This window comes from Streptomyces sp. CBMA152 (assembly GCF_014596475.1).
Taxonomy (GTDB): domain Bacteria; phylum Actinomycetota; class Actinomycetes; order Streptomycetales; family Streptomycetaceae; genus Streptomyces.
In genome coordinates this window covers 41,792-63,785 of sequence record NZ_MECJ01000039.1, presented here as the reverse complement: position 1 = coordinate 63,785, position 21,994 = coordinate 41,792, and the positions used below count along the sequence as shown (strand labels likewise).

Here is a 21,994-nt window from a genome sequence, read left to right as displayed (position 1 = left end):
GATTCGTTCAAGACCGGCTTACGAGGCCCGGCCTACGGTGACGGCATGAACGCACGCTTCGACGCCATCGGCCTGGTCGTCTCCGACATGGCCGCCTCGCTCGCCTTCTACCGCCGCCTCGGCCTGGACATCCCGGCCGACGCCGACAACGAACCGCATGTTGAGTACACCCTCCCGGGCGGCCACCGCATCCTCTGGGACACCGAGGACGTGGTGCGCTCCTTCGACCCCGAGTGGACCCGCCCGCAGGGCGGCGGCCGCACCGGGTTCGCCTTCGTCTGCGACAGCCCGGCCGAGGTGGACGCGACGTACGAGAGCCTGATGGCGGCCGGGTACTCCGGCCATCTCAAGCCCTTCGACGCCTTCTGGGGACAGCGTTACGCGACGCTCCACGACCCGGACGGGGTCGAGGTCTCGCTCTTCGCCGCCTCCGCGTAGGCCGTGAGGGTCGTGCCGGCCAGTTCGCGCATCTCCCGGGCGAGATGGGCCTGGTCGGCGCACCCGGCCGCGAGCGCCGCCTCGGCGTACGGCATGCCGTCCTGTACGAGCCCGAGCGCCCGCTGGAGCCGCAGCACGCGCGCGAGGGCCTTGGGTCCGTAGCCGAACGCGTCCAGCGAGCGCCGGTGCAGGCTGCGGGTGCCGAGCCCGACGGCCTCGGCAGTCGCGGTGACGGAGCGGCCCTCGTCGAGCAGCGCCACGACCGCCCGCATGCGGGGATCCGGCTCCTCGGCCCGCGCCAGCGCCACGGCTTCAAGGGCTGCTGCCGGGTCCGGCGCCTCCCCTACGCGCTCGGCGAGACGGCGCACCTCGGCGCCGGGCCAGAGCGCGTCGAGCGCCACGCGCCGGTCGCGCAGCTCGTGCGCCGGGACGCCGATGGCCGCGGGCCCCGCGCCCGGCGCGAAGCGCACCCCGGCGTAGCGGACCCCGGCGGCCGCGTACGGTACGTACGCGTGGGTGTCGGGACCGGCGACGAACAGCTCACCGTCGCGCCACAGCAGGTCCATGCAGCCGTCCGGCAGGACGGGACGGGCGACGCCCGCCTCCATCGTGCGCGCCCAGACGACGGCACCGGCCAGCCGTGAAGGACGCTCTCGGTACATGTCTTCGAGGCTAACCCGGACAGCGACGGTGCCGCTCCGCAACAATGGACGCCGGTCCGGCACGGTCTGCGAGGGGGCGTCGATGGGTGCGCTGATGGAGTTCCGCACGGACGACGGCGCGCAGGTGACCGTGGAGGTCGAACGGCACGCGTCCGGCGCCAAGTTGGTGCGCCGGGGCGACAACTCCGTGGCGGAGGCGACCCGTACGTTCGACAGCGCGCTGGAGGGCATCCGCGCCGCCGCCGAGTCCGCGTTGCACGTCTTCCGGGACGGGCGGCTCAGACCGGACGCGGTGGAGCTGGAGTTCGGCGTGAAGCTGACCGCCGAGGCGGGCGCGGTGATCGCGAAGACGGCGGTGGAGGGGCATCTGGTGGTGAAGCTGAAATGGGCGCCGGGGGCGGAACGGCAGTCGCCCATCGATCCGGTGCCTGCGGCGAATCCGGCCGCGTTGCCCGCTGCGGAGCCGGGAGACGTCGCTCCTGGCTCCGGCTCCGGAGCGACCGCCGACCCCGGAGCCACGGCAGCGCAGTGATGGCGTCACCCTCCTGGCACACGCACATCTCCTGCGGCGGCGGCACGGTCGGCGCCGGATTCCTGTTCACCGACCGCCATGTGCTGACCTGCGCGCATGTGGTGTGGCAGGAGGAGCGGGCCGAGATCCGCTTCCCGGGACTCCCGGGCCACGAGCCCGTCCTCGCGCGCGTGGTGGCGCGCGGCGGGTGGGCGGGTGACAGCCGGGACCCCGGCGACTGGGCCGTTCTGGAGCTGCCCGGCCCGGTGCCGGTGCGCCCCGCCCGCTTCGCCCGCCTGGACGCGCCATACGCGTACCCCGCCCCCAAGCTCCTCGCCCACGGCTTCCCGCAGGACTACGAAGAGGGCCTGATCAGCGAACTCCGCGCTTCCACCGACCAGTTGACCGGCAATGAATGGACCCAGCTGGAGGACTGGAAGGGGTACGGATCGTCGGTGAGCGGCGGGTTCAGCGGGTCGGCGGTGAGTCTCGCGGAGGGCGGTGAGGTGGTCGGCATGGTGTGCGCGATGGAGCCCGTGCGGATGGTCTCGGCGCATGTCCTCGCCCGGTCCTGGCCGCCGCTGGCCGAGCACGTGCCGACCCCAGGCCACGAGCCCGGTGAGAAGCGCGCGCTGGCCGGGCTCGTCGCGCGCGTGCCGGACGGAACGGCCGATCCGGACCGGCTGTTCCGGCAGGCGGTGGGGCCGCTCGGACTCGCGCCGCCGGACGGCGGGTTCGCGCGCGTGTGGGAGGCGGTGTGGCATCTGCTGGCGGAGTCGGCGCCCCGGGCGGGAGCCTTCCCGCTCGCCGAGTTCGCCGTACGGCTGGCGACGGCGGTCGACGAGGGACCCGCGCCCGACCCGGAGCTCGGGCGCGAGCTGCGCGCGTGGGCGCAGGCGTACCGGTCCCGTCGCGATGCCCCGGCGAGCCCGGGCGGCCGGGCGCCCGACCTCGGCTGGTCGCCGGTCCTGGTCGACATCAACCGCAGCGGCGAGGGCAGGAACGCGCTCTTGGTCGAGGTGTACGCGTACCGCGATGGCAGCCGCAGGCTCGTCGACGCGACCACGATCACCGGCGAGAAGCAGCTGCGCGACTGGGTCCTCGACCGGGTCGACGACGCGTTCGGCGATCTCGACGACCGGGGGCGGGCGCTCGTCGCCTTCGCGCTGCCGCGCAACTGGCTGAACAAGCCGGTCGACCAGTGGGTCCGCCGCAAGGGCATCGAGCCGCCGCTCGGCTGTGTCTCGCCGGTCGTCGTGATGGACCGGCTGCGCCGCCGCAACCCGAGGCTGCAGTGGACCCTGCGCCAGATGTGGGAAATCCTCGACGGCCGGCACACCTCCCCGGTGCACCGCATCGAGTGCGGCGCGGCGCCCCGGCCGGACAAGCTCTCCGTACAACTCCAGGATGTGTACGGGCCGGTGGGGTTCGCCCGGCCACCGGTTCCCGGCCGTGCGGCGAGCGGCCCGCACGGGGCCGCGCTCGACGCGCCCTCGCCGATCGTGCTGTGGCCGCACACGGGCTGCGCCGGGGCGTCCTGCGACGGCGGCTGCCGGGGAACCGGCTTCCTGGACGCGCTGGCCGAGCGGCTGACCCGACTCGCGCCCGGCGAACTCCCCGGCCACGTACTGAAGTTGCGCAAGGAGGCGTTCGTGCACGACGAGGACGCGCCGCACTGGGCGGCCGGGCTGACGCTGGTCTGGGAGGACCCGCGCCGCTTCCCGCCCGTCACCCCGCCCGACCGCTCCCCGCTGAGCTGACCGACTGGAGCCCCTGTGTCCCTGTGGCCCGTGTACACCGGCGGCGGTGAACCGCACGCCGGGATCGCCCAGTTACCCCCACCGCCGCCCTGGCGCGCCTTCAACGGCAAGCCGCTGCTGCCGCCGCCGTCGGAGGACCCGGACGACGCGTCCGCGTCACCGGACCGCACCCACCGGGCCCAGACGTACGTCGTCACCGATCACAGCGTCGAACTGGTCAACGCAGCCCTGTATTTGAGACGACCGCTCCTCGTCACCGGCCCGCCCGGCAGCGGCAAGTCGAGTCTGCCGTACGCGGTCGCGCGCGAGCTGATGCTGGGGCCGGTGCTGCGCTGGAACATCACCAGCCGCAGCACGCTCACCGACGGGCTGTACCAGTACGACCCGCTGTCGCGGCTGTACGCGTCACGGGAGAGCGAGGCGTACTCGCGGAACGGCATCGAGGACCATCTGCGGCTCGGCCCGCTCGGCACGGCGCTCCTGCCGTACCAGAACCCGCGCGTCCTGCTGATCGACGAAATCGACAAGGGCGACCTGGACCTGCCGAACGACCTGCTCAACGTTCTGGAGGAGGGCCAGTTCGAGATTCCGGAGCTCGTACGGACCGCCCACCGCGCCCCCGAGGCCGAGGTGCTGATGTCGGGCGGGGACTGGCGGGCGAAGGTGCGCCGGGGTCGGGTGCGGTGCAACGCCTTCCCCTTCGTCGTCCTCACCAGCAACGGCGAGCGCGAGTTCCCGCCCGCGTTCCTGCGCCGCTGTGTGACGCTGGAGCTCCGGCAGCCCGACGAGAGCCAGCTGAAGGCGATCGTGGAGGCGCATCTGGGCGAGCTGGACCCGGACGCGCTGGAGCTGGTCGACCGGTTCCTGCATCGCGCGTCCGGTGGCGAGCTGGCGACGGACCAGCTGCTCAACGCGGTCTATCTGACGCGCACTTCGGGACTTACGGGGGCCTCCCGCAGCCAGCTCGCCGAGTATCTGATGCCGTATCTGAGCCAGGGCCTGGAGCCCGGCGAACCCCGGCTCGACGACTACTGATGACCACTGATGACTTCTGACGAGCCGGTCCCTTTCGGGCGGACGGATGCGCTGCGCCGCGTACTCGGCGCGGCGGGCACCCGCGCGCCCACCGGCCAGGAGATCGCCGAACTGCTGTGGCTGGCCGGGCACATGCGCGAGGAGCCCGAGGTCCGGACGGGCGGCGACCGGCTGCCGCCGCCGGGCGTCCCCGAGGACACCCCGCGTCCCGATGTCCCGCCGGCCGACGAACCACCACCCGCCCCCGCCGACCGTCCCGACATCCCGGAGCGCGTACCCCTGCGCACCCCTCCCCCGAGCCGCCCCGCGCCCGCGCCGGAGCGCGGCGGCGAGCACGCGCCCCTGCTGGCGCCCGCGCCCGCGATGCTGGCGCACCCGCTCGCGCTCCAGCGCGCCGTACGCCCGTTGAAGCGGCGGGTGCCGTCGGCGCACGAGCGGGAGTTCGACGAGGCGGCGACCGCGCACCGGGGCGCGCTGTTCGGCGCGCGCCCCGAGTGGTGGCTCCCGGTGCTGCGCCCCCGGCCGGAGCGCTGGCTGCATCTGCGGATCGTCTTCGACGCGGGCCCGACCATGACGATGTGGCGACCGCTGCTGCGCGATCTGCACCGGGCGCTGGCGCAGACGGGCGCGTTCCGTACGGTGGAAACCCTGCCGCTCGCGATCGACGGCACCCTTCCGGTACGCCCGGTGGCGACGAGCCGCACGGCCGTCCTCGTCCTCAGCGACTGCATGGGCCCGCAGTGGCGGGACGGCCCGGCGGGCCGCCGCTGGTACCGCACGGTGCGCGGCTGGGCCCGCACGCTGCCGGTCGCCGTCGTCCAGCCACTGCCCGAACGCCTCTGGCAGTACTCGGCGTTCGCCCCGACCGCCGGCCTGCTGAGCACCCCGGGCCCGGGCGCGGCGGGAGCGTCCCTGAACTTCCTCCCGTACGACGCGGACGCGGCCCCCGCCGTCCCCGGCGCCATCCCGGTGCCGGTCCTGGAGCCCGCCGCGCGGTGGCTGGGGAACTGGGCGGAGCTGGTGGGGGCGCGGGGTGGGGCGCAAGTTCCGGGGGCAGTGGGGCTGTTGGGGCTACGTCCGCCCCCGGCCTCCGAACCGCCCGGGCCCGTACCCGACCTTGCCGCCGATGAACTCGTCCTGCGGTTCCGCTCGGTGGCCTCCCCGGCGGCGTTCCGGCTGGCGGCGCATCTGGCGGTGGGGTGTGCGCATCTGCCGGTGATGCGGCTGGTCCACGCGGCCGTGGAGCCGCACCCGCAGCCGCAGCATCTGGCCGAGGTGGTCCTGAGCGGCATGTTGACGTCCGTGCCGGGCCCGGCGGGCGCGTACGAGTTCCGCCCCGGCGTACGCGACGTCCTGCTCGGCACCCTGCCGCACACCGCCCACGCCCGCACGGCCGGCCTGCTGAGCCGGGTCAACGCCCGCATCGAAGCGCTGGCGGGCGCGGTCCCGGGCGAGTTCCGCGCGTTGGTGGCGGCGCGCGGGGGGCCGGTGGGGGCGGTGCCGGGCGATCCGTTCGCGCTGGTGAGCAGGGAGAGCGTGCGGTTGTTGCGGGGGCCGTCGGGGGCGAGCGGTGAGGGGCGGGTGCTGGCGGGGCGGTATGAGTTGCGGGAGCGGATGGGGACGCGGCTCGGGGCGCGGGTGCCTGGGGAGGTGTGGCGGGCGGTCAACGTGACGACGGGGCAGGGGGTGGCAGTGACCCTCTTCGACTGGCTCGAATCCTACCCGTCCGAACTCACTTACTCCGCTGCGAGGTTCCTTGCCGACGCCTACAAGATCGCGCGGATTCAGCACCCCCGTCTCCTCGTGAACTTCGACGCGTTCCGCGACGGGAACGACCTGTGCCTGGTGACCGAGCTGGTGGAGGCACCGACACTGAGCGAAGCGATGAGGGACCACCCGAACGGGTTCTCTGCGGACGACATCGCGCGCACCGGACGAGAACTGCTCTCCGCCCTTGAGGCCCTGCACGAGGAGGGTCTCGTGCACGGTCTGGTACGCGCCGAGAACGTCCTGCTCTCACCCGAGCGGGGGGTGCTGCTCTGCGACCCGGGGCTCCGGGTCCTGGATACGAGAGCCAAGCCCAAGCCCGAGGACGACCTCCTCGCTGTCGGGACCCTGCTGTACGACATGGCCCTGGCGTCCAACCCGGGCGCGGTACGCGCCGGACGACTGCCCACCGCCCTCAACACGGCGATCGCCCAGCTCCTGGACGAGTCCCCCGCTGTACGCCGCCGCGCCGCCGCCGCGCTCCTGGCCACCCCCGCCGGCGCCCGCCGCGTCTACCGTCTCCTCGGCCCGCCCGAGTCCTGGGTCAACGGCGTCCCGTCCCCCGGCGGCGACGGCCCGGAGCTGCGCATGTTGTGCGCGCTGGTGCTGGCGCGCGGGAACCGGGTGAGCGGTACCGAGCTGTGGGAGCCGGAGTGGACGGAGGACGTCCACGCCGTCGCCGCCCGCCTCGTACAGCAGGGCCATCCCGTCCAGGAGGGGCCCGACTCGACGTACCGCCTGCTGCTCCAGGGCATCGACGTGGACCTCTTCAGCGTCGAACAGCTCGTCTCCCAGGCCGAGACGGCCCAGCGCCAGGGCTACAACGCGCTTGCCCTGGAGCGGTACGAGACCGCGCTGGGGCTGTGGGCGGGCGAGCCGCTGGAGGAGATGTCCGGCGAGTGGGCGGCCCTGTGGCACGGGGAACTGACCGAGCTGCTGCGTACGGTCGTCGAGCGGCGGGACGTGCTGCGCAGCGCCGTGCCGCGCCCGATGGTGGTCATCGAGGTGACGTCGAGCGCCGACGGCAACACGGTCCCCGTCCCCGCCGCGCTGATCCGTACCGTCGAGGAGGTGTTCGGCGTCGCGGTCCAGGTCCAGGAGTCGTACGGTGCCAGCCACCTCCTCCTGCATCCCGACTGCACGGCACCGGCCGCGCTGGACCGGCTCGTGCGGTGGCTGCCCGACGCGCTGCTGGGCAACGTGCCGCGCGCCGAGCTCGCCTCGGTGCACCTGCGCGCCCTGGTGCAGCTCGACGCCGAGTTCATCCGGTCGAGGTACCTCATCGGCATCGCGCCTGCCCCCCGGGAGACGGCTCCCCCGGGCACGGTCGACGTCTGCGTACCGGACGCGCTCCACCGCATGCTCGACGAGCGCGACGCGGACGCGTACGAGCGGTTCGAGGGCGGCGGACTCGTCATCTGGTTCCGACGGGTCGAGGCCGCCGCACCCCACTCCACGGCCGTCCGTTTCCCCCTCCCCAGCACCTTCGACAGCCTCGCCTTCATCGCCGAGGCGGACGTCACCTGGCCGTCGAGCGCGGAAGCCGCCTCTCAGGTGGAGCGGGTCGCGCACTGGCTGAGCGACGAACTCGGCCCCGGGCTGCGCGGCTTCGGGCTCGCCCAGCTCGACGTGGCGCAGGCGTGGGTGGACGAGTATCTGGGCGATCCGGCGGCCTCGGGGCGCCGGCTCTCCCTCCGGGTCACCCTCCGACCCTCCCTCGACCCGCTGCGCGCCCTCCTGGACCCCGTACACAAGGTCCTCGTCGACCACGACGGCACGCTCTCGCGCGAGGCGATCCGTGCGCTCGTCGACTCCGGGCGTCAGGTCGTCGTCACCGGGGGTACGGAGGAGTCCGTACGTGATGCCCTCGGAACCGCTGGGATCGTCGCCGGGTCGCTGGTGATCGGGCGTATGCCGCACGCCGCGGCGACGGCCGTCCGGCTCGGGATCCCGTTCGTGGGGCTTGCCGACGATGCCGCCTCGGCGGCGGAGCTGCGGGCCGCTGGGGCCACTCTGGTGACCACGTCGCTGGGTGCGATCACGGACGCGCTCACTGACGCGTGAGTGGGTCAATTCGGGTGCGAACCGTGCGTGGCTGGACGCGCCCACGCGGCGGAGCCGCACAATGACACAGCCCCGCCCCCCTATAGGTGACCCGGGACCGAGTCGCGCGCCAGCCACCTACCCCTTGTCCCTCCCCTGCGCATCCCGCCCCCCATGCAGCCGCGACTTCACGTCGTCCGGCGGCAGGAAGCGGGACCAGCGCTCCGGGTACTCCGAGGGCATCCCGGGGTCGCCGGGGTCGAAGTCCTCCGGGTCGTCCGGGTACGCCGCCCGGGCCTGAGCCGCGCGGGCGACGATCTCCGCGGCCTGGGCCATCTTAACGCGTTCGTTGGCCGCGCGGGCCGCCGCCGTCGCGACCGACGGCCACACGCGGTCGATCGCCGCGTTGACGGCCGCGCCGACCAGGACCGCGAAGGCGGACACGCCGATCCACAGGAGGACGGCCACGGGCGCGGCCAGGGAGCCGTAGATCGTGGGGCCCTCGACCGTGTTGGTGAGGTAGATGCGGAGCAGGAACGAGCCGAGCACCCACATCGCGAGGGCCACCAGCGCGCCCGGCACGTCCTCGATCCACGGGGAGCGCACCGGCACCGAGACGTGGAACAACGTGGTCAGGAACGCCACCGAGAGCAGGATCATCACCGGCCAGTACAGGACGCTGATCAGCTCCGTTCCCCAGGGGACGAGCTCGACCACCCGGTCCGGGCCGACCACCGCCAGCGGCAGCACAAGCGCGCCGATCAGCAGGGCCGCGATGTAGAGCAGCAGCGAGAGCATCCGGGTGCGCACGATGCCCCGACGGCCGTCGAGCCCGTACATCACGGTGATCGTGTCGATGAAGACGTTCACCGCCCGTGAGCCCGACCAGAGCGCGAAGGCGAAGCCGAGGGAGACGATTTCCGGCCGTTTCCCCTTGGTGACGTCTTCGAGCAGCGGCTTGGCGAAATCGTTGACGCCCCGGTCGGAGAGGACCGACTGGGCGGCGGTGAGGATGTTGTCCTCGATGTTGGTGACGGTGTGCGTGTTGGTCCAGCCGTCCACGTATCCGAGCAGCGCGATAAGGCTGAGCAGCAGCGGGGGCAGCGAGAGCAGGGTGAAGAACGCCGCCTCGGCCGCGAGTCCGAGGATGCGGTACTCGATGCACGAATTGACGGTGTCCTTCAGGAGCAGCCAGGCCATCTTCCGCTTCGAGACGTTGCGGTAGAGGACACGGGCCCGGTGGAGTCGGCTCGGGGCCCGGTGGAGTCGGCCCGATGGCCGCTCGGGTGTTTCATTTGCTGGCTGCACCTCCTTACCGTATCGGCATGGCAGCCACCACCCACACAGTGACCAACCAGGCTCCGCCCCTGGTGGGATACGACGTCTTCTCGTCCGACCGCGCACTCGCCGAGGGGGTCGAACGGCATCTCGCGCCCGAACTCCGCGACGGCGCGCGCGACGAACTCAGCGCGCTCGGGCGCACGGCGGGTTCCGCGCAGGCCCAGGAGTGGGGGGTGCTGGCGAACGAGAACCCGCCGAAGCTGCGCACCCACGACCGGTACGGGAACCGGATCGACGAGGTCGACTTCCACCCCAGCTGGCACCGGCTCCTCGGGCACGCCGTCTCGGCGGGGCTCACGGACGCCTGGGGACGGCCCGGTGGGCATGTGCGCCGGGCGGCCGGGTTCCTGGTGTGGACGCAGGCGGAGGCGGGCCACGGGTGCCCCCTGTCGATGACGCACGCGGCCGTGCCGGCGCTGCGGGCCGACCCGGCGCTGGCCACCGAGTGGGAGCCCCGGCTCACCTCCCATGTGTACGAGGAGGGGCTGCGGCCCGCCTCGCAGAAGGGCGGGGTGCTCTTCGGGATGGGCATGACGGAGAAGCAGGGCGGCAGTGACGTCCGGGCCAACACCACCCAGGCCAAGCCGCTGGGCGACGGCGGGGAGTATCTGCTCACCGGGCACAAGTGGTTCTGCTCGGCGCCGATGTGCGACGGGTTCCTGGTGCTCGCGCAGGCGCCCGGCGGGCTCACCTGCTTCCTGGTGCCCCGCGTCCTGGAGGACGGCACCCGGAACACGTTCCGTATCCAGCGGCTCAAGGACAAGCTGGGCAACAGGTCCAACGCGTCCAGCGAGGTCGAGTTCGACGAGACCTGGGCGCGCCGGGTCGGCGACGAGGGGCGCGGGGTGCGCACCATCATCGAGATGGTGGCGGCGACCCGGCTCGACTGCGTGGTGGGCTCGGCGGCGCTGATGCGCCAGGGCGTGGCGCAGGCGATCCACCACGCGGCGTACCGCAGCGCGTTCGGCGGGCTGCTGATCGAGAAGCCGCTGATGAAGAACGTACTGGCCGACCTCGCCCTGGAGTCGGAGGCGGCGACCACGCTCGCGCTGCGGCTCGCGGCCGCCAACGACTCGGGGACGGAGGAGGAACGGGCGCTGCTACGGCTGGCGGTCCCGGCCGCCAAGTACTGGGTGACCAAGCGCTGTACGCCGGTCGTCGCCGAGGCGCTGGAGTGTCTGGGCGGCAACGGCTACGTCGAGGAGTCGGGGCTGCCCCGGCTGCTGCGCGAGTCCCCGCTCAACTCGATCTGGGAGGGCTCGGGCAACGTCCAGGCGCTGGACGTACTGCGGGCGCTCCAGCGCGAGCCGCAGGCGCTCGACGCGTTCCTCCAGGAGGTCGGAAAGGCGCGCGGCGCCGATCACCGCCTGGACGGGGCGATCAAGAACCTGCTGACGGAGCTCGCGGACCTGGACGGCATCGAGGCCCGGGCGCGCCGCCTGGTGGAGCGCATCGCGCTGGTGCTCCAGGGGTCGCTCCTGGTGCGCTGGGCGCCTTCCGAGGTCGCGGACGCGTTCTGCGCGTCCCGGCTCGGCGGCGACTGGGGCAGCGCCTTCGGGACGCTGCCGCACACGCTGAACCTGAGTTCGGTGGTGGAGCGCGCGCGGGCCCGGGTCTGAGCCGGGAGCCCACGAGAAGGACCGGAACGTCCGTCGGGGGTGGTGCTGCGCCGACACGGCACCACCCCCGCGCTCCCATGCGCCCTCGCGGGCCATGACGACCGGACGTCCGGTGTTCCACCACCTTCGTACACACGCACGCCTGTTCGCGAGAGTTGCAAAGGGTTGCAACCATGTGCGGCATATCGCCGCGCGCGAACGCCGGGGCGGGCACGATTAATGGGTGACACCCGCGTTCAACTCCCCCTCGGAACGCCGGTGTCGACAGGAGGACCCAGTGCCGGACACCACCGCCCTCGATCCCGCACGGCTGGCCGCCATGGACGTACGGGAGGCCACCCGGCTACTGAAGGGCATGCGGGCGGCCGCGCTCGCCGGGCGGCCCTCGAAAGTCGCGCCGCGCGCGGAGATAGACGCCTCGTGGCGCCGGGTCCTCGGCCACGGCGTCGACCCGGACGGCGGCCACCACGCCGGGCTGCTGCCCCTGGCGGAGGTGGAGCGGCGCCGCAACGCCTCGCCGCTCAAGGACGTGCTGCCGGTGCTGCGGGACGCGCTGGTGACGGTCGCGGACGCCGCGCAGCACATCATGGTCGTCAGCGACGCCGACGGAATGCTGCTGTGGCGCGAGGGTCACGCCTCCGTCCTCAAGAAGGCGGACGCGCTGGGTTTTGAAGTGGGCGCCGACTGGAGCGAGGGCGTCGTCGGGACGAACGGGGTGGGCACCCCGCTGATCACCCGCCGCCCGATGCAGGTGTACTCCGCCGAGCACTTCGTCTCCAGCCACCACGCCTGGACCTGCGCGGGCGCGCCCATCATCGACCCGCGCGACGGACGCCTCCTCGGCGTCGTGGACGTCAGCGGCCCGCTGTCGACGATGCACCCGGCGACCCTTTCGTTCGTCACCTCCGTCTCGCGCCTCGCCGAGGCCGAGCTGCGCACCCGGCATCTGTGCGCCGTGGAGCGGCTGCGGACGGTCGCGGCGCCGGTGCTCTGCCGGCTCGGCGGCCGCGCGCTCGCCGTGGACACCAACGGCTGGACGGCCGCGGTGACCGGTATGCCGCCGGTGGACCGGCTGCCGCTGCCCAAGTCGTTCCGGGCGGGCCGGATATGGCTGCCCTCGCTCGGCATGTGCGCGGTCGAGCCGCTGCCGGGCGGCTGGCTGGTGCAGGTGATGGGCGACGAGACGCACGCGGACGCGCTGCCCACCAAGGTGGTACTCGATCTGAGCCGCCCGCGCCGCTGGTCGGTGACGGTCACCGGGGACGCGGGCAGCTGGGCCCAGGAGCTGAGCCCGCGCCACGCCGAGCTCCTGTACGTACTGGCCCTGCACCGCACCGGCCGCACCGCCGCCCAGCTGGCCCAGGACATCTTCGAGGACCCGACGCGGACGGTGACGGTACGGGCCGAGATGTCCCGGCTGCGGCGCCATCTGGCCGAGGTGCTCGCCCATCGCCCGTACCGCTTCGCGGAGGACGTCGAGGTGGAGGTGATCCGCCCGCCCCACCCGGCGGCCCTGCTCCCCCACTCGACGGCCCCGGCGGTACGGGGCGCCCGCGACCACCCGCACTGACCTGCGCTTGAAGGTCGGCCTACGGCCATGATTCGGTGACGGCATGAACATCGCCGTCACCACCTGGTCCCTGGAGCAGACGTCCCCGGCCGACCTGCGCCCCGCCGCCGAGCCCACCGGCGACATCCGGATCGCCCGCGCCGAGGTGCCCTCACCGGAGTTCAGCCGCTTCCTCTATACGGCGGTCGGCGGCGACATCCGCTGGATCGACCGCCTGTCGTGGTCGTACGCGACGTGGCAGAAGTTCCTGTCCCGGCCGGGCGTGGAGACGTGGGTCGCGTACGAGAACGGCACGCCGGCGGGTTACGTAGAGCTGGAGGCGCAGGACGAGGGCGCGGTGGAGATCGTCTACTTCGGCCTGATCCCGTCGTTCCGCGGCCGCCGCATAGGCGGCCACCTCCTCTCGTACGGAATCGCCCGGGCCTGGGACCTCGCCGACCGCTGGCCGGACCGCCCGGCGACGAAGCGGGTGTGGGTGCACACGTGCTCGCTGGACGGGGAACACGCGATGGACAACTACCTGCGGCGGGGGTTCCGGCTGTTCGACACGAAGGTGGAGGACGAGGCGGAAGTGGATGCGCCGGGGCCTTGGCCGGGGGCGTACTAGGTCAGGTGCTCCTGTACGAAGCGGCGGAGTGGGGTGTTGGAGGCGTCGGCTCGACGGCTGGGGACGTTGACCCGCTCCCAGTCGGCGATGGGGATCACGTCCTGTTGGCAGAGCACGGCTGCGGCCCGTATGCGCAAGGGGGCCGGAAGCAGGCCGAGCATGCTCAGTTGGAACGGCGGGAGGCCCAGACGCAGCAGGTACGCCTCTGCCAACTGGGCCAGGTGGTCCGGCGAGGTCTGTCCAGGCGGTTCGTCCTCGGCTGCCGACTCCAGGAAGTGCCCTGCCGAGGGCCGCAGGATCTCCGCCTCCGGATCGATCCCCATCGCCGTCGCCAACGCCGGACAGCACGCCGCGATGCTCAGAGCGAAAGATGGCCCGCGGGAATCCACCAGGCTCAGCGCCGCGAGGATCCGCGGGTCCACCCGGACACCAGGAGGTGGGGTCCACTCACGCGCGATCTGCTCAGCGATGGCAGCCACGCAGGTGACCAGGCGGTCCCCGTTCCCCGTGGCGAAGGGCTTCCACACCCAGTGCCACTCCGGCGACATGCCGGAGCCATGGGCCATGGCCCGCAGCTCTTCCTCGATCTCCCGTTCCCGGAGCAGATCGGCAAGGTAGAAGGCGACTTCCACCGAGCGCGCATGCGGACCCGCCGCCAGCAGGAATCCCGCGAGTTCCACGGCCGCGCGCGGGGTGCGCACCCGCCACAGCAAGTGCGACGCCACCACCGGCTCCCCCCGGCGCATCGCCCGCCGCAGCGCCGGAACCGCCAAGTCCCCCATCCCCACCAGCGCCGACCCCGCCGCAGGCGTGGTCCGCAGCAACTCGGTGAGCCGGTCCGCCGCTCTCGCCAAATTGGTCGCACCCAGCGCCGCCACCGCCACGTCCCGGCGTTCAGGACGCCGTCCATCCGCGGCGAACACCGACAGCATCTCGAACACGGCCGCCCCCCGAGGCCGCCGGTCCCCCGCCACCACCCCGAACGCCCCGATCACCGCATCCCGGTCCGCCCCCGGCGCCTCCCGCCCCAGCCGCTCCCGGAACATCCCGACGATCTCATCGGCAAGCGCATCGTCCACGACTTGCGCATCCGCCAGACACTGGAACGCAAGCACCGGGTCACGCGCCAGCACCGCCCGTACGACCTCCGTGCAGTCACGCGGTTCCGCCCCGCACCACAGGCGTACCGTCTCGCGCCACGCCGTCGGGTCCCGGTGGTAGCGGTCGAGGAGGCCGGACGGGTCCGCCGCGAGGCGGGTCGCGGCCAAGTACTCCTGCAAGGTCAGATGCGCGAACTGGTACCGCTCCCCGTTGTCCACCGCCAGCAGCAACCCGCTCCGCTCGACGATCTCCTCCAGCACCTCCTGCGCCCGCTCGACCGGACGGCCCTGTTCCGCCAACGCCTCCCGTACGTGCGCGAGAACATCCCTCTCCGGCAGCGCCAGGCGGTCGTGGACATCCGACGGGATGTCCTGGGCCGCCAACGCCAGACGCTGCAGCACCGCCTTCTTGACCGGGTGCGAGAAGCGGGCGGCGCGCTGGCGGTCGCCGAGGAGGCTGTCCGTGACCTGTTTGTAGAAGTCGGCGCGGGTATGCGGAAGCACCTGGTCCGTGCCCGCGTACACATGGCTGTACAGGTACGCGATCATCGTCAGGAGCAGCGGGTTGCGGGCCAGCGGCATCAGCTGCGGGGTGTCGCGCAGGGCGCCGAGCAGCTGTTCCACGGTGTCGGGCGCCAGGTGTTCCGGCCAGGGCCAGCCGTGCAGGAAGCGGCGGATGAGGCGCTCGTCGAACTCCTGGACCCGCAGGGTGTGGTCGACGTCCTCGGTGAACTCGCCCCGGTACACCGCGATCCGGCAGGTGACCACCGCGCGGCAGCCGGAGTGGACGGTCATGAACTCGCGGATCGCGTCGGCCACTTCCGTGCGCTGGGCGGTGGCGACCTCGTCGAGGCCGTCGAAGTAGACCGCGAGGCGGCCGTCCGCGAGCGCCCGGTCGATCCACTTCCCCGCGCCCGGGAAGTCATGGTCCGCGAAGTGTTTGACCAGGTGGCCGCGCAGGTCCATGGCGGCCAGGTTCACCGTGTGCAGCTTCAGCAGGACCGGTACGTCGGTGAGCTCACCCAGTTCCACCCGGGGCGGGCGGTGGCGGCCGTACCAGGTCCGGCGCGGCGGGTCCTCGGGGCGGTAGCGCTCGCGGCACCAGGCGAGCACGGTGTGGCGCAGCAGCATCGTCTTGCCCGCGCCGGGGACGCCGAGCACGACCGCCCGGCGGGTTTCCCGCAATGTGGAAGCCGCCTCGCCCTGCTCGGCGCCCGCACCGAAGCCGGACGCGGTGCGCAGCGGCACGTACACCGAGGCCATGTCCATCGCCTGCGGGTCGTCCACCCGGAAGGAGACGGAGAAGCGCTGGTGGCGCTCGTACGTCCGGGCGGTGTAGCGGCGCAGGGCGGTGCGGGCGAGGAGCGCGCTGCCGGCGAGCCGGTTGTAGAGGAGGGCCGCCGCCTTGTCGACGAGTGTCTTGAACCAGTCCTTCAGCTTGAGGGCCAGCACACCCAGGACGAAGGTTCCCGACGCCAGGATCCATGACGGAAACTGTCTCCACATGAGCGTGCCCCCCTCGCCCCTGGCGCCTCCCCGGCACAGGCAGGATAGGAGCGGCACGGGTCCCGCGTCCGGCGGACGGCCGAGGTGACCCACAGCACACCGTCTCGCCCCTCGGGACATTGTTGTCCACATTATGGATAGTGGTGGACTGGCCCGAGATGCGCGTGACACGCTTCCGTCATGTCCGGAACTGGAATCGCCTTGGTGAGTCGACGACACGTCGATCTCGGCCGCATGTCCAGCGCCATCTGTCCGGCCCGCTGAGAGACCCAGCACCGCCGCCCCAGCTTTTCCCCACAGTTCTTGCGCACCGCCGCGCCCGCAGCGCGAGTGTGCAGGTCAGAGCCGCCCTCCTGCAGTCCCGAAGGACGTATCCCCATGGCCGCCACCCCCGAGAGTCCCACCCCCGCCACCGCCCGGCGCAAGCCCGGGCGCCACCGTGGTGAGGGCCAGTGGGCCGTCGGTCACTTCACGCCGCTGAACGGGAACGAGCAGTTCAAGAAGGATGACGACGGTCTCAATGTGCGGACACGTATTGAGACGATTTACTCCAAGCGTGGATTCGACTCCATCGACCCCAATGACCTGCGCGGACGTATGCGTTGGTGGGGTCTGTACACCCAGCGCAAGCCCGGGATCGACGGCGGCAAGACCGCGATCCTGGAGCCGGAGGAGCTGGACGACAAGTACTTCATGCTGCGCGTCCGCATCGACGGCGGCCGGCTGACCACGCAGCAGCTGCGGGTGATCGGCGAGATCTCGCAGGAGTTCGCGCGCGGCAGCGCGGACATCACCGACCGCCAGAACATCCAGCTGCACTGGATCCGCATCGAGGACGTCCCGGAGATCTGGAACCGGCTTGAGGCCGTCGGGCTTTCCACGACCGAGGCCTGCGGCGACTGCCCGCGTGTCGTCATCGGCTCGCCGGTCGCCGGGATCGCCGAGGACGAGATCATCGACGGCACCTGGGCCATCGACGAGATCCAGCGGCGGTACATCGGCAGCAAGGAGTTCTCCAACCTGCCGCGCAAGTTCAAGTCCGCGATCTCCGGCTCGCCGCTGCTCGACGTGGTGCACGAGATCAACGACATCGCCTTCGTCGGCGTCGAGCACCCCGAGCACGGCCCCGGTTTCGACCTGTGGGTCGGCGGCGGTCTGTCGACCAACCCGAAGATCGGCGTCCGGCTCGGCGCCTGGGTCCCGCTGGAGGAGGTCCCGGACGTCTGGGCGGGCGTGATCGGCATCTTCCGCGACTACGGCTACCGGCGGCTGCGCACCCGCGCCCGGCTGAAGTTCCTGGTCGCGGACTGGGGCCCGGAGAAGTTCCGTCGGATCCTGGAGGACGAGTACCTCAAGCGCGCCCTGGTCGACGGCCCCGCACCCGCCGAGCCCACCCAGCGCTGGCGCGACCACGTCGGTGTGCACCGGCAGCAGGGCGGCCGTTTCTACGTCGGGTTCGCCCCGCGCGTCGGCCGCGTCGACGGCGCCATGCTGACGAAGATCGCCGAGGTCGCGGAGGCCCATGGCTCGGGCCGGGTCCGTACCACGGTCGAGCAGAAGATGATCATCCTCGACATCGAGGAGGCGCAGGTCGACTCGCTGGTCGAGGCCCTGGAGGCGCTGGACCTGACCGCCAGGCCGTCCCCGTTCCGCCGGGGCACGATGGCCTGCACCGGCATCGAGTACTGCAAGCTGGCGATCGTCGAGACCAAGGCGCGCGGCGCCGCGCTCATCGACGAACTGGAACGCCGCATCCCGGACTTCGACGAGCCGATCACCATCAACCTCAACGGCTGCCCGAACGCCTGCGCCCGTATCCAGGTGGCGGACATCGGTCTCAAGGGCCAGCTGGTCCTGAACGACGAGGGCGAGCAGGTCGAGGGTTATCAGGTGCACCTGGGCGGCGCGCTCGGCCTGGAGGCGGGTTTCGGCCGCAAGGTCCGCGGTCTGAAGGTCACTTCGGCCGAGCTGCCCGACTACGTCGAGCGGGTCCTCAAGCGCTTCGAGGCGGAGCGCGAGGCCGGCGAGCGGTTCGCCACCTGGGCCGCGCGCGCCAGCGAGGAGGCCCTGTCGTGAGCGAGCGAGCAGCACCGTTCTTCTGCCCCTACTGCGGCGACGAGGACCTCCGTCCGTCCGAGGAAGGCCACGGGGCGTGGGAATGCGCGAGCTGCAACCGCGCATTCCAGTTGAAGTTCCTCGGGCTCCTCGCCCGGGGTCTTCGGCGCAACGACGGTGGAGGGGAAGAGATATGACGACCAGTCAGGCAAAGGCGGAGGAGCTGCCTGCCGATCCGGCCGGGCTGAAGGCGCTCGCCGAGCAGGCCGGGCGGGACCTCGAAGAGGCGTCCCCCCTGGAGATCCTGCGCTGGGCGGCCGACACCTTCGGCAAGCGCTTCTGCGTCACCTCCTCGATGGAGGACGCGGTCGTCGCGCATCTCGCCTCGCGCGCGCTGCCCGGCGTGGACGTGGTGTTCCTGGACACCGGCTACCACTTCCCGGAGACCATCGGCACCCGGGACGCGGTCGCCGCCGTCATGGACGTCAACGTCATCACACTGACGCCGCGTCAGACCGTGGCCGAGCAGGACGCCGAGTACGGCCCGAGGCTGCACGACCGCGACCCGGACCTGTGCTGCGCCCTGCGCAAGGTCAAGCCGCTCGAAGAGGGCCTGGCCTCGTACGCGGCGTGGGCGACCGGGCTGCGCCGCGACGAGTCCCCGTCCCGGGCGAACACCCCGGTGGTCGGCTGGGACGAGAAGCGGCAGAAGGTCAAGGTCTCCCCGATCGCCCGCTGGACGCAGGACGACGTGGACGCGTACATCGCGGAGCACGGCGTGATCACCAACCTGCTGCTCATGGACGGCTATCCGTCCATCGGCTGCGCGCCCTGCACCCGCCGTGTCGCCGAGGGCGAGGACGCGCGGGCCGGGCGCTGGGCCGGGCGCGACAAGACCGAGTGCGGGCTGCACGGATGACGAACACTCAGGAGAACCACGTGAGCGGGCACACCACCGGAGCCACCGTGTGGCTCACCGGGCTGCCCAGCGCGGGCAAGACCACCATCGCCTACGAACTGGCGGACCGGCTGCGTGCGGAGGGCCACCGGGTCGAGGTGCTGGACGGCGACGAGATCCGCGAGTTCCTCTCGGCGGGCCTCGGCTTCAGCCGCGAGGACCGGCACACCAATGTGCAGCGCATCGGCTTCGTCGCCGAGGTGCTGGCCTCGCACGGCGTCAAGGCGCTGGTGCCGGTGATCGCCCCGTACGCCGACAGCCGCGACGCCGTGCGCAAGCGTCACCAGAGCGAGGGCACGCCCTATCTGGAGGTGCATGTCGCCACGCCGGTGGAGGTCTGCTCCGTACGCGATGTGAAGGGTCTGTACGCCAAGCAGGCGGCCGGCGAGATCAGCGGGCTCACCGGGGTCGACGACCCCTATGAGGCGCCCGAGTCGCCCGACCTGCGGATCGAGTCGCACCTGCAGAGCGTCCCCGAGTCCGCCGCCGCGCTCCACGCGCTGCTCACCGAGAGGGGTCTCGCATGACGACGACCGCCGCTGCCCTGACCGAGGGCACCGACAGCCCGTACGCGCTCAGCCACCTGGACGCCCTGGAGTCCGAGGCGGTGCACATCTTCCGCGAGGTGGCGGGCGAGTTCGAGCGGCCGGTGATCCTCTTCTCCGGTGGCAAGGACTCGATCGTCATGCTGCATCTGGCGCTGAAGGCGTTCGCCCCCGCGGCGATCCCCTTCACGCTGCTGCATGTGGACACGGGACACAACTTCCCCGAGGTCCTTGAGTACCGCGACCGTGTGATCGCCGCACATGGGCTGCGCCTGCATGTGGCCTCCGTACAGGACTACATAGACCGCGGTGTGCTGCGCGAACGTCCCGACGGGACGCGCAATCCACTGCAGACCGTGCCGCTGACCGAGGCCATCCAGCAGCACCGCTTCGACGCCGTGTTCGGCGGCGGGCGGCGCGACGAGGAGAAGGCGCGCGCCAAGGAGCGGGTGTTCTCGCTGCGCGACGAGTTCTCCCAGTGGGACCCGCGCCGCCAGCGCCCCGAGCTGTGGCAGCTGTACAACGGCCGGCACGCGCCGGGCGAGCACGTCCGGGTCTTCCCGCTCTCCAACTGGACCGAGCTGGACGTGTGGCAGTACATCGCCCGCGAGGAGATCGAGCTGCCCGAGATCTACTTCGCGCACGAGCGCGAGGTGTTCCAGCGCTCCGGCATGTGGCTGACCGCCGGCGAGTGGGGCGGGCCCAAGTCCGGCGAGAGCGTCGTCAAGCGCCTGGTGCGCTACCGCACGGTCGGCGACATGTCCTGCACCGGCGCCGTCGACTCCGACGCGACGACGCTGGACGCCGTGATCGCCGAGATCGCCGCCTCCCGGCTCACCGAGCGCGGGGCGACGCGCGCCGACGACAAGATGTCCGAGGCCGCGATGGAAGACCGCAAGCGCGAGGGGTACTTCTAAATGACCAGCACCACCGAGCAGTTGGCCGACGTGTCGGCCACCACCCTGCTGCGCTTCGCGACCGCCGGGTCCGTCGACGACGGAAAGTCCACCCTGGTGGGCCGGCTCCTGCACGACTCCAAGTCGGTCCTCACCGACCAGTTGGAGGCCGTCGAGGCCGCCTCCGCCAAGCGCGGCCAGGACGCCCCCGACCTGGCGCTGCTCACCGACGGCCTGCGGGCCGAGCGCGAGCAGGGCATCACCATCGATGTGGCCTACCGCTACTTCGCCACGCCCCGGCGCCGGTTCATCCTGGCCGACACCCCCGGGCATGTGCAGTACACCCGGAACATGGTGACCGGCGCCTCCACCGCCGACCTCGCCCTGGTCCTGGTCGACGCCCGCAACGGCGTCGTCGAGCAGACCCGCCGCCACGCCGCGGTCGCCGCCCTGCTCCGCGTCCCGCACGTGGTGCTCGCGGTCAACAAGATGGACCTGGTCGACTACGAGGAGAAGGTCTTCGCGTCGATCGCCGAGGAGTTCACCGCGTACGCGGGCGAGCTGGGCGTCCCGGAGATCACCGCGATCCCGATCTCCGCGCTCGCCGGTGACAACGTGGTGGAGCCGTCCGCCCACATGGACTGGTACGGCGGCCCCACCGTCCTGGAGCACCTGGAGACGGTCCCGGTCAGCCATGACCTCACCGGCTGCCACGCCCGGCTGCCCGTGCAGTACGTGATCCGCCCGCAGACCGCCGAGCACCCCGACTACCGCGGTTACGCGGGCCAGATCGCGGCCGGTACGTTCCGCGTGGGCGAGTCCGTGACCGTACTGCCCTCGGGCCGTACGACCACGGTCTCCGGGATCGATCTGCTCGGCGAGTCCGTGGACGTCGCCTGGACCCCGCAGTCGGTGACGCTGCTGCTCGCGGACGACGTCGACATCTCGCGCGGCGATCTGATCGTGCCGAGCGGGGACGCGCCCGCGACCAGCCAGGACGTGGAGGCGACCGTCTGCCATGTGGCGGACCAGCCGCTCACGGTGGGCCAGCGCGTACTGCTCAAGCACACCACCCGTACGGTCAAGGCGATCGTCAAGGAGATCCCGTCCCGGCTCACCCTGGACGACCTCTCCCAGCACCCCGAGCCCGGTCTGCTCGTCGCCAACGACATCGGCCGGGTACGCATCCGCACCGCCGAGCCGGTGGCGCTCGACGCGTACGCCGACTCGCGCCGCACCGGCTCCTTCCTGCTGATCGACCCGGCGGACGGCACCACGCTGACGGCCGGCATGGCGGGCGAGTCCTTCGCGACGGCCAAGGCCACGGTCGCGGTGGACGAGGACGGGTGGGACTTCTGATGACCGACGTATACGCCACGTTCGCCAAGGAGGGCGGCCGCGTCGGTAGCGGCGCCCTCGGCAGCGGACAGGGCGGCGTCGGGCGATGTGCGTGATGACGTACGCGCACCGCTCGCGCGCCCAGCGGCTCCACCCGCACCGCCGTTCCAGACGAAGACGAAGACCTGCCGACCTCCCGGCCAATACCCTTGTCCCCAGGGTTAGTTGACCGCCGGGCCAACG

18 protein-coding genes are annotated in these 21,994 nt (G+C 72.1%); 15 read left to right on the top strand and 3 right to left on the bottom strand.

Annotation, left to right across the window (positions count from 1 at the left end; genetic code table 11):
• The first annotated feature begins 45 nt into the window (after window positions 1-45).
• Window positions 46-438, top strand: a complete 393-nt coding sequence (locus BG418_RS38335; protein WP_188278710.1) for a VOC family protein — start codon at window positions 46-48, stop codon at window positions 436-438.
• Here BG418_RS38335 and BG418_RS38330 read toward each other — a convergent pair.
• Window positions 378-1,100 carry a helix-turn-helix domain-containing protein gene (locus BG418_RS38330; protein ID WP_188278709.1) on the bottom strand — a complete coding sequence of 241 codons (723 nt, stop codon included), beginning with the start codon at window positions 1,098-1,100 and terminating at the stop codon, window positions 378-380. The two genes, BG418_RS38335 and BG418_RS38330, sit on opposite strands and share 61 nt — an antisense overlap.
• A gap of 82 nt (window positions 1,101-1,182) precedes the next feature.
• Here BG418_RS38330 and BG418_RS38325 point away from each other — a divergent pair, with 82 nt between their 5' ends.
• From BG418_RS38325 to BG418_RS38310, 4 genes are read left to right on the top strand one after another with little or no spacing between them, the layout of a single operon-like run.
• On the top strand, window positions 1,183-1,632 hold the full coding sequence (locus tag BG418_RS38325; protein WP_223186046.1) for a CU044_2847 family protein: 450 nt from the start codon (window positions 1,183-1,185) through the stop codon (window positions 1,630-1,632).
• On the top strand, window positions 1,632-3,371 hold the full coding sequence (locus tag BG418_RS38320; RefSeq protein ID WP_188278708.1) for a trypsin-like peptidase domain-containing protein: 1,740 nt from the start codon (window positions 1,632-1,634) through the stop codon (window positions 3,369-3,371). The genes BG418_RS38325 and BG418_RS38320 overlap by 1 nt, the downstream gene beginning before the upstream one ends.
• A gap of 15 nt (window positions 3,372-3,386) precedes the next feature.
• A complete protein-coding gene (locus BG418_RS38315) occupies window positions 3,387-4,406 on the top strand; it encodes a MoxR family ATPase (RefSeq protein ID WP_188278707.1) in 1,020 nt (339 codons plus the stop codon).
• A 9-nt stretch (window positions 4,407-4,415) separates the two neighbouring features.
• Window positions 4,416-8,237, top strand: a complete 3,822-nt coding sequence (locus tag BG418_RS38310) for an SAV_2336 N-terminal domain-related protein (RefSeq protein ID WP_188278706.1) — start codon at window positions 4,416-4,418, stop codon at window positions 8,235-8,237.
• A 117-nt stretch (window positions 8,238-8,354) separates the two neighbouring features.
• Here BG418_RS38310 and BG418_RS38305 read toward each other — a convergent pair whose 3' ends face one another.
• On the bottom strand, window positions 8,355-9,524 hold the full coding sequence (locus BG418_RS38305; protein WP_188278705.1) for a YihY/virulence factor BrkB family protein: 1,170 nt from the start codon (window positions 9,522-9,524) through the stop codon (window positions 8,355-8,357).
• A 17-nt stretch (window positions 9,525-9,541) separates the two neighbouring features.
• Here BG418_RS38305 and BG418_RS38300 point away from each other — a divergent pair, with 17 nt between their 5' ends.
• From BG418_RS38300 to BG418_RS38290, 3 genes are all read left to right on the top strand, one after another.
• A complete protein-coding gene (locus BG418_RS38300; RefSeq protein ID WP_188278704.1) occupies window positions 9,542-11,176 on the top strand; it encodes an acyl-CoA dehydrogenase family protein in 1,635 nt (544 codons plus the stop codon).
• 319 nt (window positions 11,177-11,495) lie between these two features.
• Window positions 11,496-12,746: a helix-turn-helix domain-containing protein gene (locus BG418_RS38295; RefSeq protein WP_188278896.1), complete on the top strand. Its 1,251-nt coding sequence runs from the start codon at window positions 11,496-11,498 to the stop codon at window positions 12,744-12,746.
• 43 nt (window positions 12,747-12,789) lie between these two features.
• Window positions 12,790-13,353, top strand: a complete 564-nt coding sequence (locus BG418_RS38290) for a GNAT family N-acetyltransferase (protein WP_188278703.1) — start codon at window positions 12,790-12,792, stop codon at window positions 13,351-13,353.
• Here BG418_RS38290 and BG418_RS38285 read toward each other — a convergent pair.
• Entirely contained in the window at window positions 13,350-15,959 is a 2,610-nt protein-coding gene (locus BG418_RS38285) for an NACHT domain-containing NTPase (RefSeq protein WP_188278702.1), read from the bottom strand. The two genes, BG418_RS38290 and BG418_RS38285, sit on opposite strands and share 4 nt — an antisense overlap.
• 180 nt (window positions 15,960-16,139) lie before the next feature.
• On the opposite strand from BG418_RS38285, the gene BG418_RS41050 reads away from it, so the two are divergent.
• The 7 genes from BG418_RS41050 (at window position 16,140) to BG418_RS38255 (ending at window position 21,772) form a co-directional block, all read left to right on the top strand.
• Entirely contained in the window at window positions 16,140-16,223 is an 84-nt protein-coding gene (locus BG418_RS41050) for a putative leader peptide (protein WP_310591794.1), read from the top strand.
• 114 nt (window positions 16,224-16,337) lie between these two features.
• Entirely contained in the window at window positions 16,338-18,035 is a 1,698-nt protein-coding gene (locus BG418_RS38280) for a nitrite/sulfite reductase (RefSeq protein WP_188278701.1), read from the top strand.
• Window positions 18,032-18,211 carry a hypothetical protein gene (locus BG418_RS38275; RefSeq protein ID WP_188278700.1) on the top strand — a complete coding sequence of 60 codons (180 nt, stop codon included), beginning with the start codon at window positions 18,032-18,034 and terminating at the stop codon, window positions 18,209-18,211. Before BG418_RS38280 ends, BG418_RS38275 begins: the two co-directional genes overlap by 4 nt.
• The gene (locus tag BG418_RS38270; protein ID WP_188278699.1) at window positions 18,208-18,933 is read left to right on the top strand and encodes a phosphoadenylyl-sulfate reductase; all 726 of its coding nucleotides are present in this window, start codon (window positions 18,208-18,210) and stop codon (window positions 18,931-18,933) included. Before BG418_RS38275 ends, BG418_RS38270 begins: the two co-directional genes overlap by 4 nt.
• Window positions 18,930-19,499: an adenylyl-sulfate kinase gene (gene cysC / locus BG418_RS38265; protein WP_188278698.1), complete on the top strand. Its 570-nt coding sequence runs from the start codon at window positions 18,930-18,932 to the stop codon at window positions 19,497-19,499. The genes BG418_RS38270 and cysC overlap by 4 nt, the downstream gene beginning before the upstream one ends.
• Window positions 19,496-20,434 carry a sulfate adenylyltransferase subunit CysD gene (gene cysD, locus BG418_RS38260; protein ID WP_188278697.1) on the top strand — a complete coding sequence of 313 codons (939 nt, stop codon included), beginning with the start codon at window positions 19,496-19,498 and terminating at the stop codon, window positions 20,432-20,434. The genes cysC and cysD overlap by 4 nt, the downstream gene beginning before the upstream one ends.
• Window positions 20,435-21,772, top strand: coding sequence for a sulfate adenylyltransferase subunit 1 (locus BG418_RS38255; protein WP_188278696.1), 1,338 nt, complete (start codon window positions 20,435-20,437; stop codon window positions 21,770-21,772). It abuts the gene before it with no gap.
• Window positions 21,773-21,994 lie beyond the last annotated feature (222 nt).